We start from the raw sequence: 14413 nt of genomic DNA, 5'->3' as shown, positions 1-14413 counted from the left end.
CCGACCCCGACCCGCGCCCGACCTCGACCCGCGCCCGACCTCCGGCCCGCTCGCCGCCACACGACCCGCAGCCGCCTCTGCCGGCACCCCGCCCGACGACCCGCAGCCGCCGCCGCTCCCTCCCCGCACCACCACCGCAGCCGCCACCGCTCACCCCCCTCCCCACCACCCGCAGTCGTCACCACCTCGCTCCCCCACCCCGGCTCCCGCCCGCTCCCCGCGGCACGGCGTTCGTTTGCCCAGGTCAGCGCGATTGTCAGTGGCCGGGTGCAGGATGGACGCATGGTCAGCTCCGCACACCGAGCCCTCGACGGCTTCTCCCCCGCGACCCGCGGCTGGTTCACGGGGGCGTTCTCCGCGCCCACGGCCGCCCAGGCCGGCGCGTGGCAGGCCATCGGTGCCGGCTCGGACGTGCTGGTGGTGGCCCCGACCGGCTCGGGCAAGACGCTGGCCGCGTTCCTCGCCGCCCTGGACCAGCTGGCCTCGGCCCCGCCCCCGGCCGACCCGAGGAAACGCTGCCGGGTGCTCTACGTCTCCCCGCTGAAGGCCCTCGCGGTCGACGTCGAGCGCAACCTCCGCAGCCCGCTGACCGGCATCCGCCAGGAGTCCGTGCGCCTCGGCCTTCCCGAGCCCGAGGTCAGGGTCGGTATCCGCTCCGGCGACACCCCCGCCGCCGAGCGGCGCGCCCTGTCCACCCGCCCGCCGGACATCCTGATCACCACCCCCGAGTCGCTGTTCCTGATGCTGACCTCGGCCACGCGCGATGCGCTCACGGGCGTGGAGACGGTGATCCTGGACGAGGTGCACGCGGTCGCGGGCACCAAGCGCGGCGCCCATCTCGCGCTCTCCCTGGAGCGGCTGGACGAGCTGCTGCCGAAGCCGGCCCGGCGGATCGGCCTCTCGGCCACCGTCCGCCCGGTGGACGAGGTGGCCCGGTATCTCTCGCCGCGCCGCAAGGTGGAGATCGTCCAGCCGGAGTCCGGCAAGGAGTTCGACCTGTCGGTGGTGGTCCCGGTCGAGGACATGGGCGAGCTGGGCGGCTCCCCGGCGGCGGACGCAGCCGAGGGCGCGGAGCGGCCGTCGATCTGGCCGCATGTGGAGGAGCGGATCGCCGACCTGGTCCAGTCCCACCGCTCCACCATCGTGTTCGCCAACTCCCGGCGCCTCGCCGAGCGGCTGTGCAACCGGCTCAACGAGATCGCCTACGAGCGAGCGACCGGCGAAACGCTGGACGAGCACCACGCCCCGGCCCAGCTGATGGGCGGCTCGGGCGCGGCCCAGGGCGCGCCCCCGGTGATCGCCCGCGCGCACCACGGCTCGGTCTCCAAGGAGCAGCGCGCCCTGGTGGAGGAGGACCTGAAGGCCGGCCGGCTGCCCGCCGTGGTCGCCACGTCCAGCCTGGAGCTGGGCATCGACATGGGCGCCGTCGACCTGGTCGTGCAGGTCGAGTCCCCGCCCTCGGTCGCCTCCGGGCTGCAGCGCGTCGGCCGCGCGGGGCACCAGGTGGGGGCCGTCTCCACCGGTGTCGTCTTCCCCAAGTACCGCGGCGACCTCGTCCAGGCGGCCGTGGTCACGGAGCGGATGCGCTCGGGCTCGATCGAGTCCCTGAGGGTGCCCGCGAACCCGCTCGACGTGCTCGCGCAGCAGCTGGTCGCGATGACGGCGCTGGACACCTGGCAGTTCGACGACCTGCTCGCCATGGTCCGCCGTGCCGCACCCTTCGCGTCGCTGCCCGAGTCGGCGTTCACGGCGGTCCTCGACATGCTCGCGGGCCGCTATCCGTCCGACGCGTTCGCGGAGCTGCGCCCGCGCGTGGTCTGGGACCGCGTGACCGGCGAGATCACCGGCCGCCCGGGTGCCCAGCGCCTCGCGGTCACCTCCGGCGGCACGATCCCCGACCGCGGCCTCTTCGGGGTCTTCCTCGCCGGTGCCGACCCCAAGAAGGGCGGCGGCCGGGTCGGCGAGCTGGACGAGGAGATGGTCTACGAGTCCCGGGTCGGGGACGTCTTCACGCTGGGCACGAGTTCCTGGCGCATCGAGGACATCACCCGCGACCGGGTCCTGGTCTCCCCCGCGCCAGGCGTGCCCGGCCGGCTTCCCTTCTGGAAGGGCGACCAGCTGGGCCGCCCGCTCGAACTGGGCCGCGCGGTGGGTGCGTTCCTGCGCGAGGTCGGCGCGCTGCCCAGGGACGACGCCCGGCTGCGGCTGCTGGCGGCGGGCCTCGACGCCTGGGCGGCGGACAACGTGCTGTCGTACCTGGACGAGCAGCGCGAGGCCTGCGGCCATGTCCCGGACGACCGCACGATCGTCGTGGAGCGGTTCCGCGACGAGCTCGGCGACTGGCGGGTCGTCGTCCACTCCCCCTTCGGCGCCCAGGTGCACGCCCCCTGGGCCCTCGCGCTCGGCGCCCGCCTGTCCGAGCGGTACGGCATGGACGCGCAGGTCATGCACGCCGACGACGGCATCGTGCTGCGCCTGCCCGACGCCGACCTGATGGGCCTGGACCTGCTCGACCAGGCACCGATGAAGGCCGGCACGGAGTACGACAGCGAGCAGGCGCCCGTCGGCGCGGCGGACGTCGCCTTCGACAAGGGCGAGGTCGACCAGGTCGTCACCGACCAGGTCGGCGGGTCCGCCCTGTTCGCCTCCCGGTTCCGCGAGTGCGCGGCCCGCGCGCTGCTGCTGCCGCGCCGCAACCCCGGCAAGCGCACCCCGCTGTGGCAGCAGCGCCAGCGTGCGGCCCAACTGCTCCAGGTCGCCAGCGAGTTCGGCTCGTTCCCGATCGTCCTGGAGGCCGTCCGCGAGTGCCTCCAGGACGTCTTCGACGTCCCCGGGCTCGTCGAGCTGATGGGCGACATCGAGTCCCGAAAGGTCCGCCTGGTCGAGGTCACCACCCCGGAGCCGTCCCCGTTCGCCCGCTCCCTGCTGTTCGGGTACGTCGCGCAGTTCCTGTACGAGGGTGACTCCCCGCTCGCCGAGCGTCGCGCCGCCGCGCTGTCCCTGGACTCCCGGCTGCTGGCCGAGCTGCTGGGCCAGGCGGAGCTGCGCGAACTGCTCGACGCCGAGGTGCTGACCGAGCTGGAGCGCGAGCTGCAGTGGCTCACCGAGGACCGGCGGGTGAAGGACGTGGAGGGCGTGGCCGATGTGCTGCGGCTGCTCGGCCCGCTCACCGATGCCGAACTGGTGGCTCGGGGCGCGGATCCGCAGTGGGCGCGCGAGCTGGCCGGCGCCCGCCGGGCCATCAAGGTCCGTATCGCCGGCGCCGACCACTGGGCGGCGGTCGAGGACGCGGGCCGGCTGCGCGACGCGCTCGGCACGGCACTGCCGGTCGGCGTGCCCGAGGCCTTCACCGAGCCGGTCAAGGACCCGCTGGGCGATCTCCTCGCCCGGTACGCCCGCACGCACGGCCCGTTCACGTCGGCCACGGCGGCGGCGCGCTTCGGCCTGGGTGTGGCGGTCACCGAGGGCGCCCTGCAGCGGCTCGCCGCGAACGGCCGGGTCGTACAGGGCGAGTTCCACCCGGCGGGCATCGGCCAGGAGTGGTGCGACGCGGCCGTACTGCGCCGGCTGCGCCGCCGCTCCCTGGCGGCCCTGCGCCATGAGCTGGAGCCCGTGCCCCCGGCGGCGCTCGCCCAGTTCCTGCCGCAGTGGCAGCACATCGGCAAGGGGCATGGTCTGCGTGGCATCGACGGGCTGGTGCGCGCCATCGAGCAGTTGCAGGGCGCCTCCGTGCCCGCCTCCGCCCTGGAGAAGCTGGTGCTGCCCTCGCGGGTGGCGAACTACACGCCCTCGATGCTCGACGAGCTGACCTCCGCCGGAGAGGTGGTCTGGGCCGGCGCGGGCGCCCTGCCCGGCAAGGACGGCTGGGTCGCCCTCTATCTGGCGGACGCGGCACCCCTGCTGCTCCCGCCGCCCCACCCCCTGGAGCTGACCGCGCTCCACCAGTCCGTCCTGGACGCGCTCTCCGGCGGCTACGGCCTGTTCTTCCGCCAGATCGCCGACCAGGTCCGCGCCACCACCCACCCCGACGCCACCGACCCCCAACTGGCCGACGCCCTCTGGGATCTGGCCTGGTCGGGCCGGCTCACCAACGACACCCTCGCGCCGATGCGCTCCCTGCTGGGCTCGGGCCGTACAGCCGGCTCGACCGCCCACCGCGCCAAGCGTGCCGTCCCGCGCGGGCGTTACGGCTCCCTGACGGCCGCCGCACGCACCGCCTCCCGTACGGGCCCGCCGACGGTCGCCGGCCGCTGGTCCCTGCTCCCCGCGGCCGAGCCGGACCCCACCGTGCGCGCGCACGCGCTGGCCCGCACCCTGATGGACCGGCACGGCGTGGTCACCCGCGGGGCGGTCGCCGCGGAGGGGATCGAGGGCGGCTTCTCGGCGGTGTACCGCGTGCTGTCCGCGTTCGAGGAGAGCGGCCAGGCGCGGCGCGGCTATGTGGTCGAGGGACTGGGCGCGGCCCAGTTCGCCATGGACGGCGCCGTGGACCGGCTCCGCGCGGTGTCCAACGCCCGCGAGCGCGGCGAGAGCCTGACCACCACAGACCCCCGGGGCGGCTTCGCGGCTCCCTCCAGCGGCTTTGCCGTACCGGCGTTCCCGGACGACTTCGGCGGAAGCGACGGCGCGCCCCACGAACACCCCCCTACCGGCGCCTTCGACGGGTCGGACGGCGGCTTCGCCCACCCCGGCCTCGACGGCGACTTCACCTGGCCGCCCGCGGACCCCCGGCCCGCCCCCGGCGACTACGTCTCGCCCCGCGACCTCGCCGACCCCTTCGCCTCCCCCGGCTACGGCGGTCCCCGAGGAGGCGGATCCGGCGGCTACGGCTCGCCGGTGGACCGGGGGTACGGCAGCGGTCGTACGAGCACGGCCTCACCCGACCCGCGTGCCGTGGTCCTCGCCGCGGCCGATCCCGCCAACGCGTACGGCGCGGCCCTGTCCTGGCCCGAGCCGCCGACCGGTGCCGGGCACAAGCCGGGCCGCAAGGCGGGCTCGCTGGTCGTCCTGGTGGAGGGCGAGCTGACGCTGTACATGGAGCGCGGCGGCAAGACCCTGCTGGCCTGGCCCTCCGGCCCGGACACCACGGACCCGGACGACCCCCGTCTCCGTACGGCCGCGCAGTCCCTGGCCGCGGCGGCCCGCGCGGGTTCCCTCGGCACGGTCACGGTCGAGCGGATCAACGGCGCCCAGGCCCTGACCTCGCCCATAGGCACCCTCTTCGAAGCGGCGGGCTTCGTGGCCACGCCGCGCGGCCTGCGGCTGAGAGCATGACGCTCCGCCAGGTGCCGCGACGTTTGCCGGTGCCGCGATGTGCCGTCGTGCGTCCACGGCGCCATCGTCGCTGGTCAGGCCCGCGCGGCGGAGCCGCACATCGACAGGGTCCCGCACCGCTTGCGGCGCTGCCCGTGGCACCCTTGACCCATGCCCGAAGGTGACACGGTCTGGCAGGCCGCGAGACGGCTGCACGAGGCCCTCGCGGGCAAGGCCCTGACCCGCAGCGACTTCCGGGTGCCGAAGTACGCGACGGTCGACCTCACCGGCCGTACGGTGCTCAGCACGATCCCGCGCGGCAAACACCTGCTCACCCGGTTCGAGGGCGGCCTGAGCCTCCACACGCACCTGCGGATGGAGGGCACCTGGAAGGTGTACGGCACCGGCGAGCGCTGGCGGGGCGGCCCGGCACACCAGATCAGGGCGATCCTCGGCACCGCCGACCGCACGGCCGTGGGCTACCGGCTCCAGGTCCTGGAACTGCTGCGCACGAGCGAGGAGGAGCGGGTCGTCGGCCATCTGGGTCCCGACCTGCTCGGCCCGGACTGGGACCCCGAGCGCGTCCTCGCCAACCTCCTCGCCGATCCCGCCCGCCCGCTCGGCGAGGCCCTGCTCGACCAGCGCAACCTCGCCGGCATCGGCAACATCTACAAGAGCGAGCTGTGCTTCCTGCTGGGCGTCACCCCGTGGCTGCCGGTCGGCGCGCTGCCCGCGGAGCGCGCCGGGAAGCTGCCCGCGCTCGCCAAGAGACTCCTGGAGGCGAACCGCGACCGCCCGGTCCGCCAGACCACGGGCCTGCACCGGCACGACCTGTTCGTCTACGGCCGCGCACCCCGCCCCTGCCTGCGCTGCCACACCCCGGTCCGCGTGGCCGACCAGGGCGACGGCTCCCGGGAACGCCCCACCTACTGGTGCCCCACCTGCCAGCCGGGCCCCGCCCCGGCTGCCGGCTCACCGCAACACCGGCGAGACCGCCGGCCCCGCCGCACCACCTGACGCCCCGCCCCGCACCCACGCCCCCTGCCACACCCGGTCCGGCGCACCCGGCCGCCGACGCCCCGGGTATCCCGAGCCCGCCGATACCCGAGCCGGCAACGCCAGAGCCGACGACGTCAAAGCAACCGAAATCCGAGCCGCCCCGCGCCCCGGTCGCCGCCCCCGTGCGACGCCCCGGCGCCAGCCGACCCGCACCCCGGACACACCCGCGGCCCCGAGCCGATGGGCGCACACCGAGCCAGTCCCCGCACGAGAATTGACGACCCGTCAGAAGTGCTCGTACCGTCGCTCCATGCCCCTCACGGCGTACGACCTCACCGGACGCACCGCATTCGTCACCGGAGCCGCCGGCGGTATCGGCCGGGCCTCGGCCGTGCTGCTCGCCGAGGCGGGGGCGGCGGTGCACTGCGCCGACCGGGACGCGGACGGCCTGCAGGGCACGGCGGAGCTGATCGAGAAACGCGGCGGCACGGCCCGCACCCACGTCCTGGACGTCACCGACCGGCCCCGGCTCGCCGAGGCCGTCCAGTCCTGCGAGCGCCTGGACGTGATGGCGGCGATCGCCGGGATCATGCACAGCAGTGCCGTACTGGAGACCCGCGACGAGGATCTCGACCGGGTGCTGAACGTCAACTTCAAGGGCGTGCTGTACGCCTGCCAGGAGGCGGCCCGCTCGATGCTGGCCCATGACACGCGGGGCAGCATCGTCACCATGGCCTCCGGCGCGGTCGACACCGGCGGGCCCGGGCTGCTCTGCTACGGCGCGGCGAAGGCGGCCGTGGTCCAGCTGACCAAGACGCTGGCCGCCGAGGTCGGCCGGCACGGCATCCGGGTCAACGCGATCGCGCCGGGCTGGATCCGCACCCCGATGACCGACCGCCACGACCGCGAGGCGCAGGCGCACACCGAGGGCGTGATGGCCCGGATGGCGCCGCTGGGCCGGGTCGGTGAGCCGGACGACGTCGCGCACGCGGTGTTGTACCTGGCGTCGGACGCCTCGGCGTTCACTACAGGTCAGATACTTCGCCCGAACGGGGGCGTGGCGATGCCCTGGTAGCGGCCCCCGTCCGCCAGGCCGCCATCCAGTGCCCCTTCGGCACGGCACCCACGGCCTGCCCCTTGGGGACGCAGTGCACGGGCAGCAGGCTCAGCCCCCATCCGCCGGCCGCGACGGCACCTTCCAGCACGCCCGCGCCCTGTCCCAGGGTGATCCTCAGCACGGCCCACCACCACACGGCTCCGAGCCCCAGCCCGACCGCCCAGCGCGCTATCCGTCCCACCATGGCCGCCACCACCTCCTGCGGGACGCTAGACCGCCGCCCGTACCGCGCGGAAGGCGCACCTCGGGCTCACCGGTGCACGAAGCCGAGTCCGGTGCCCCCGCCGAAGCAGCCCCGGAAGCAGCCCCCGGCCGGACCGCTCACGCGTTCTCGGCCTGGAACATCCAGTGATGCTTCTCCAGATCCGCCGTGATCCCGATGAAGATGTCCTGGGTCACCGGATCCGGCTCCCCCGTCGCCGCCACCCGCTCCCGCATCCGGGTGATCACTGCACCGAGCGCGTCCACCATCGCCCCGACCGCGTCCCCGTCCTTGATCCAGCCCGCCGCAGTGGTGCCGATGCCGCTGCCGGAGGCCACGGTGGCGGCGCGCCCGTCCGGCGGTACGCCCAGGGCCGAGGCCCGCTCGGCCACGGTGTCGGAGTGGGTGCGCGCCGAGGCGACGACCTCGTCGAGCTGGAGATGGATCGAGCGGAAGCGGGGTCCGACGATGTTCCAGTGGATCTGCTTGGCGACCAGGGAGAGGTCCACCAGGTCGACGAGGGCACCCTGCAGCGCCTCGGTCACCGTCTTCAGGTCCGCGTCGGCCAACGGGCTCTTCACGACGTACATCGGCTTCCTCCGGTACTTCGGCGCCGTCACGTCTCTCCACCATGACCGGACCGACCGACCCCGGCAAACCGGCGCAAAAGTGATGAAGGTCGCACTCGTGCCCGGAAAAACGAAAGCCCCGGCGGGCTGCTTCAGGTCTCCCTGAAGCAGCCGACCAGGACTTGACTCGTCTTGGATCAGCAGGCCGCGCACAGGATTACGCGGCGACCACGTCCACTGCCTCGGCGGGCGCCTTGATGGTCACCCGTTCCGGTGGCACACCGGTCACCGAGACGGAACCCAGCATCGGACGGACCGGCGTGGGCACGGGCTCGGTGGCCGCGGCGGACTGGGCCAGTTCGGCGAGCGCCAGCTCGTCGCTCACTTCCCGCATGAGTTCCGACATCCGTACGTCCAGCGCGTCGCAGATGGCGGCGAGCAGCTCGGAGGAAGCCTCCTTCTGCCCCCGCTCCACCTCGGAGAGATAGCCGAGTGAGACTCGGGCGGACGAGGAGACTTCGCGCAGAGTACGGCCCTGGCGTTGGCGCTGCCGACGCAGCACGTCACCCAGCAGGCGACGGAGCAGAATCATCGGTGGCTCCCTCCTCGGACCGCGTAGCCGCATCCTTCTCGCCCCACCGTACCGCCTCGCGCTGCGGCCGTGCGGGGAGCGATGTCGTGTTCACTCAGGGCTGCAAACATCAAAACCCCCCGTTCCGTTCCGTATCCTGTGCCCGCTCATTACCGGTCTGTTCGCCCGCAAGCTGCTCGAGGAGCACTGCGAGTACGCTCCGTACACTCTCCATACGAATTTCCGCACGGCTGCCGTTCAACCGCAGGGCCTCCACTTTTCCGCCACCGGCAGAACCAGGGCGGTCGGTGAGCGGCCCGTCGACGGCCACGAAGACCGTGCCGACGGGCTTGCCGTCCTGTGGTTCGGGGCCGGCGACGCCGGTGGTCGCGACACCCCAGTCGGCGCCCAAAGCCTTCCGTACGCCGGCTGCCATCTCGGCCGCGACCTGCGGATCCACCGCTCCTCGCCGCGCGAGCAGGGCGGCGTCGACGCCGAGCAGCTCGTGCTTCAGCTCGGTGGCGTAGGCGGTGACCGAGCCCCGGAACACCTTGGACGCTCCGGGGACCGAGGTGATCTCCGCCGCCACCAGGCCACCGGTGAGCGACTCGGCGACAGCGAGGGTCTCGCCCCTCACGGTCAGTAGTCGCACCAGTTCGGTGGCCCGTGAGCTCACGCTTCCCTCTCCTCCAACGCCGCCGCGCGCTCGGCGATTCCCCGCCTGCGCAGCACAATGGCTTGTCTCACATAGTCGAGTCCGGTGACGACGGTGAGGACGACCGCCACGGCCATCACCCAGAACCTCAGCGTGGCCAGCCATCCCGTCAGCGCCAGGACATACATCCCGACCGCCACCCCCTGGGTGAGGGTCTTCAGCTTGCCCCCACGGCTGGCCGGGATCACGCCGTAGCGAATGACCAGAAAACGCAGCAGCGTGACGCCGAGTTCCCGGCCGAGGATCACGGCCGTCACCCACCACGGCAGATCACCCAGGGCCGACAGACAGATCAGCGCCGCCCCCATGATCGCCTTGTCGGCGATGGGGTCGGCGATCTTCCCGAAGTCGGTGACCAGGTTGTAGGTGCGCGCCAGGTGCCCGTCGAACAGGTCGGTGATCATGGCGATGGCGAAGGCCGCCCAGGCCAGCGAGCGCCAGGCCGGGTCGTAGCCGCCGTTCGCCAGCATCAGCGCCACGAAGCCGGGCACCAGGACGAGGCGGAGCATGGTCAGCAGATTGGCCACGTTCCAGACGCTCGCCTGGTTGACGGCCACGGCCGCGATCTTCCCGCCGCGCGGGGCCTTGCCACCGCTGTCGGGACCTGGAGCAGAACCGGAGACCTCGGACCGGGCGCCGTCGGCAGCGGCGGCGGAACCCCGAGCGCCGTGCGCGCCGGAGGAGCCACCCGCGGCGGATGCCGGAACTCCGGTCATCTGCCCGCCTCCTCACTACACGCGAGCGAGCCGGTCAGCGGCTCGGCCACCAGGTCGACACCTTCCGTACCGACCACCTTCGCCTCGACCATACGTCCGACGCTCAGGCCGGCGCCGCTCGTGAGCAGGACCTGGCCGTCGGTCTCGGGCGCCTGGTGCGCGGCACGGCCGGACACGCCCTCTTCCTCGTCGACGGACTCGACCAGGACGCGCACGGTGTCGCCGACGCGCTCCTCGGCGCGCTGGGAGACGAGTTCCTCGGCCAGCCGGGACACCCGGGCCAGGCGCTCGGCCACGACGTCCTCGTCGAGCTTGTTGTCGTAGGTCGCCGCCTCCGTGCCCTCCTCGTCGGAGTAGCCGAAGACACCGATGGCGTCCAGGCGGGCGCCGTTGAGGAAGCGCTCCAGCTCGGCCAGGTCCGCCTCGCTCTCGCCGGGGAAGCCGACGATGAAGTTGGAGCGCACGCCGGCCTCGGGCGCCTTGGAGCGGATCGTGTCGAGCAGTTCCAGGAAGCGGTCGGTGTCGCCGAAGCGGCGCATGGCACGCAGCACGCCGGGCGCGGAGTGCTGGAAGGAGAGGTCGAAGTACGGGACGACCTTCGGGGTGGAGGTCAGTACGTCGATCAGGCCCGGGCGCATCTCGGCAGGCTGCAGGTAGCTGACCCGCACCCGCTCGATGCCGTCGACCTCGGCCAGCTCGGGCAGCAGGGACTCCAGCAGGCGGATGTCGCCCAGGTCCTTGCCGTAGGAGGTGTTGTTCTCGGAGACCAGCATGATCTCCTTCACGCCCTGCTCGGCCAGCCACCGCGTCTCGTTCAGCACGTCGCTGGGGCGGCGGGAGAGGAAGGAGCCCCGGAAGGACGGGATGGCGCAGAAGGAGCAGCGCCGGTCGCAGCCGGAGGCGAGCTTCACCGAGGCGACCGGGGAGCCGTCGAGGCGGCGGCGCAGGGGCGCGCGGGGGCCGGAGACGGGCGCGACTCCCTCCGGGAGGTCGGCGGGGCCGTGCCCGGGCAGGGCGACGGACGCGGCCGAATCCTGCCGCTCGGCCGGGCTGATCGGGAGCAGCTTGCGGCGGTCGCGCGGGGTGTGGGAGGCGTGGACGCCGCCGGACAGGATGGTCTGCAGGCGGTCGGAGATGTCCGCGTAGTCGTCGAAGCCGAGCACGCCGTCGGCCTCGGGCAGCGCCTCGGCCAGCTCCTTGCCGTACCGCTCGGCCATGCAGCCCACCGCCACGACGGCCTGGGTTCTCCCATGGTCCTTGAGGTCGTTGGCCTCGAGGAGGGCGTCGACGGAGTCCTTCTTCGCGGCCTCGACGAAGCCACACGTGTTGACCACGGCGACGTCGGCGTCCGCGGCGTCCTCGACGAGCTGCCAGCCGTCCGCCTCCAAACGGCCTGCGAGCTCCTCCGAGTCCACCTCGTTACGGGCGCAGCCGAGTGTGACGAGTGCGACGGTACGGCGTTCAGGCATGGGCTCAAGAGTACTTCGTCTCACTGACAGCCCACGTCGACGGGGTTGGCCGATCTTGGCCGACCCCGTCACATCCGTCCCGCCCCGGGAACGGCCTATCCCGCGACCGGGTCGCCCTTGGTGTAGGTCAGGCGCTGCACCTGGCCCGGCTGGAAGTTGTCGTCGATCTTCTTGCCGTTGACGTAGAGCTCGATCGCGCCGGCGTCGCCGAGGATCAGGTCGATCTTGGAGCTGTCCTGGAAGGTCTTGGACTGGCCCTTGTTCAGCAGCCCGTCGAAGAGCATCCGGCCGTTGTGGTCCTTGGCCGAGATCCAGCTGCGTCCTTTGGGGGCGCTGACCTGGACGGTCACCTTGTCCTGGGGCGCGGCGGCGATGGCGCTGTCGGAGGGCGCGGTGCTCGGCGCGGCGGGCTTGTCCTTCGTCGGCGTCGGGGAGGCGGACTTGCTCGCGGTGGGCGTGCCACCGCTCCGGGCGACCTGCGACTTCGCATCGTTTCCGGATCCGCCGCCCTTGACCGCGGTGAAGCCCACGAAGCCGATCACCACGACGATCGCGGCGACCATGGCGGCGGTCCAGTTCGGCCCGCGCCGCTCGGGCCGGATCCGCTCGGCCTCGAACAGAGGCGCCGCCGGGGTGGGGGCGGGACGGCCGCCGTGCTCGGCGTCGTACTGGGCGATCAGGGGCGCGGGATCGAGGTGGACGGCCTTGGCCAGTGTGCGGATGTGCCCGCGGGCGTACACATCGCCGCCACAGGGCGCGAAGTCGTCCGCCTCGATGGCATGGATGATGGCGATACGGACACGAGTGGCGGTGCTGACGTCGTCCACGGTGAGCCCGGCCGCGATCCGCGCCTGCTGCAGGGCGCGGCCCACGGAGACACGGGGTTCCTGGGACTCGTCTTGGAACGGACGCTCGTCTTCAGGGGAGTTGCCGATGGACACGGGGGCGCCTTTCGAGCGTGTAGCCACCTGTGCTGGAAGCTCAGTCTAGGGGGGTTGCGAAAGGGTGGGACAACCGGGCGGTCGGACTTTGCCACCATAGGAATGGCCGGACATTCCTATGATTCGACAGGCAGGTACCCCATGGTGGGATGCCTATCTGTCCTTTCGCTCAACTGGACGTACGACGAAGGGAAACGGTTGCTCGCCGTTCTCTAACGGGTGGATCACGACGCGCCGCCCGGCGTGACCGGCGTCCGCCGGGCGGCCGTTCGTGCTACTCCTCAGACTCCCCGCGAATCATGGCGAGCACGCCGTCCAGCTCCTCAGGCTTCACAAGAACGTCACGTGCCTTGGATCCCTCGCTCGGGCCCACGATGTTGCGGGACTCCATGAGGTCCATGAGCCGCCCGGCCTTGGCGAAGCCGACGCGCAGCTTGCGCTGGAGCATGGAGGTCGACCCGAACTGGGTGGAGACGACCAGCTCGGCCGCCTGGCACAGCAGGTCCAGGTCGTCGCCGATGTCCTCGTCGATCTCCTTCTTCTGCTTGGTGCCGACCGTGACGTCGTCCCGGAAGACCGGCGCCATCTGGTCCTTGCAGTGCTGCACGACGACCGCGACCTCGGCCTCGGTGACGAACGCGCCCTGCATACGGGTCGGCTTGTTCGCGCCCATCGGCAGGAACAGACCGTCGCCCTTGCCGATCAGCTTCTCGGCGCCGGGCTGGTCGAGGATGACCCGGGAGTCGGCGAGCGAGGAGGTGGCGAAGGCCAGCCGGGAAGGCACGTTGGCCTTGATCAGACCGGTCACCACGTCGACCGAGGGGCGCTGGGTGGCGAGCACCAGATGGATGCCGGCCGCGCGCGCGAGCTGGGTGATGCGCACGATCGAGTCCTCGACGTCGCGCGGGGCGACCATCATCAGGTCGGCCAGCTCGTCCACGATCACCAGCAGGTACGGGTACGGCTGCAGCTCGCGCTCGCTGCCCTCGGGCGGCTTGACCTTGCCGTCGCGGACGGCCTGGTTGAAGTCGTCGATGTGCCGGTAGCCGTACGCCGCGAGGTCGTCGTAGCGCAGGTCCATCTCGCGTACGACCCACTGCAGCGCCTCGGCCGCCCGCTTGGGGTTGGTGATGATCGGCGTGATCAGGTGCGGGATGCCCTCGTAGGCGGTCAGTTCGACGCGCTTGGGGTCGACCAGGATCATCCGGACGTCCTCGGGGGTCGCCCGCATCATGACCGAGGTGATCAGGCAGTTGATGCAGGACGACTTGCCGGAGCCGGTCGCGCCGGCGACCAGGATGTGCGGCATCTTCGCCAGCGAGTGCATGACGTACCCGCCCTCGACGTCCTTGCCGAAGGCGACCAGCATCGGATCGTCGTCCTCGGCGGACTCCGCGAGGCGCAGCACGTCGCCGAGGTTGACCATCTCCCGGTCGGTGTTCGGGATCTCGATGCCGACCGCGGACTTGCCGGGGATCGGGCTGATGATCCGCACGTCCGGGCTGGCGACGGCGTACGCGATGTTCTTGGTCAGCGCGGTGATCCGCTCGACCTTCACGGCGGGGCCGAGTTCGACCTCGTAGCGGGTGACCGTCGGGCCGCGGGTGAAGCCGGTGACGGCGGCGTCGACCTTGAACTCGGTGAAGACCTGGGTGAGCGAGGCGACGACCGCGTCGTTCGCCTCGCTGCGCGCCTTGCCGGGGCCGCCGCGGGTGAGCAGGTCCAGCGACGGCAGGGAGTAGGTGATGTCGCCGGAGAGCTGGAGCGCGCCACCTGCTGGGCCATCGTGCCGGTCGGGAAGAACGCGGCGGCCTCCGTGCCGAGCAGGCCCGCGACCCGTTCCTCCAGGTCCGCCACGATC

General features: G+C 72.5%; 10 protein-coding genes. 3 read left to right on the top strand and 7 right to left on the bottom strand.

Annotated elements, in window-relative coordinates:
* The first annotated feature begins 282 nt into the window (after positions 1 to 282).
* The 3 genes from ABT288_RS38780 to ABT288_RS38770 all read left to right on the top strand — a co-directional run bounded on the left by ABT288_RS38780 (position 283) and on the right by ABT288_RS38770 (position 7327).
* On the top strand, positions 283 to 5274 hold the full coding sequence (locus ABT288_RS38780) for an ATP-dependent helicase (protein WP_351618359.1): 4992 nt from the start codon (positions 283 to 285) through the stop codon (positions 5272 to 5274).
* 150 nt (positions 5275 to 5424) lie between these two features.
* Positions 5425 to 6270: an Fpg/Nei family DNA glycosylase gene (locus ABT288_RS38775; RefSeq protein ID WP_351618356.1), complete on the top strand. Its 846-nt coding sequence runs from the start codon at positions 5425 to 5427 to the stop codon at positions 6268 to 6270.
* A 292-nt stretch (positions 6271 to 6562) separates the two neighbouring features.
* Positions 6563 to 7327: an SDR family NAD(P)-dependent oxidoreductase gene (locus ABT288_RS38770; RefSeq protein ID WP_351618353.1), complete on the top strand. Its 765-nt coding sequence runs from the start codon at positions 6563 to 6565 to the stop codon at positions 7325 to 7327.
* A 363-nt stretch (positions 7328 to 7690) separates the two neighbouring features.
* Here the strand turns inward: ABT288_RS38770 and ABT288_RS38760 are convergent, their stop codons facing one another.
* The 7 genes from ABT288_RS38760 to ABT288_RS38730 form a co-directional block, all read right to left on the bottom strand.
* Complete coding sequence (locus ABT288_RS38760) at positions 7691 to 8161, bottom strand: Dps family protein (RefSeq protein ID WP_351618410.1); 471 nt, start codon at positions 8159 to 8161, stop codon at positions 7691 to 7693.
* A gap of 196 nt (positions 8162 to 8357) precedes the next feature.
* Positions 8358 to 8732 carry a helix-turn-helix domain-containing protein gene (locus ABT288_RS38755; RefSeq protein WP_053666341.1) on the bottom strand — a complete coding sequence of 125 codons (375 nt, stop codon included), beginning with the start codon at positions 8730 to 8732 and terminating at the stop codon, positions 8358 to 8360.
* A 109-nt stretch (positions 8733 to 8841) separates the two neighbouring features.
* Entirely contained in the window at positions 8842 to 9387 is a 546-nt protein-coding gene (locus tag ABT288_RS38750) for a CinA family protein (RefSeq protein WP_351618348.1), read from the bottom strand.
* Entirely contained in the window at positions 9384 to 10142 is a 759-nt protein-coding gene (gene pgsA, locus ABT288_RS38745; protein ID WP_351618346.1) for a CDP-diacylglycerol--glycerol-3-phosphate 3-phosphatidyltransferase, read from the bottom strand. The genes ABT288_RS38750 and pgsA overlap by 4 nt, the downstream gene beginning before the upstream one ends.
* Positions 10139 to 11611, bottom strand: a complete 1473-nt coding sequence (gene rimO, locus ABT288_RS38740) for a 30S ribosomal protein S12 methylthiotransferase RimO (protein ID WP_351618344.1) — start codon at positions 11609 to 11611, stop codon at positions 10139 to 10141. The genes pgsA and rimO overlap by 4 nt, the downstream gene beginning before the upstream one ends.
* 95 nt (positions 11612 to 11706) lie before the next feature.
* A complete protein-coding gene (locus ABT288_RS38735) occupies positions 11707 to 12552 on the bottom strand; it encodes a helix-turn-helix domain-containing protein (RefSeq protein WP_351618341.1) in 846 nt (281 codons plus the stop codon).
* Positions 12553 to 12826: 274 nt separating this feature from the next.
* A partial coding sequence (locus ABT288_RS38730) for a DNA translocase FtsK (RefSeq protein ID WP_351618338.1) occupies positions 12827 to 14413 on the bottom strand: 1587 nt, incomplete at its 5' end.

The organism is Streptomyces sp. NPDC001093, assembly GCF_040298985.1.
Taxonomy (GTDB): Bacteria; Actinomycetota; Actinomycetes; order Streptomycetales; family Streptomycetaceae; genus Streptomyces.
This window is presented reverse-complemented; position numbering and strand designations above follow the sequence as displayed.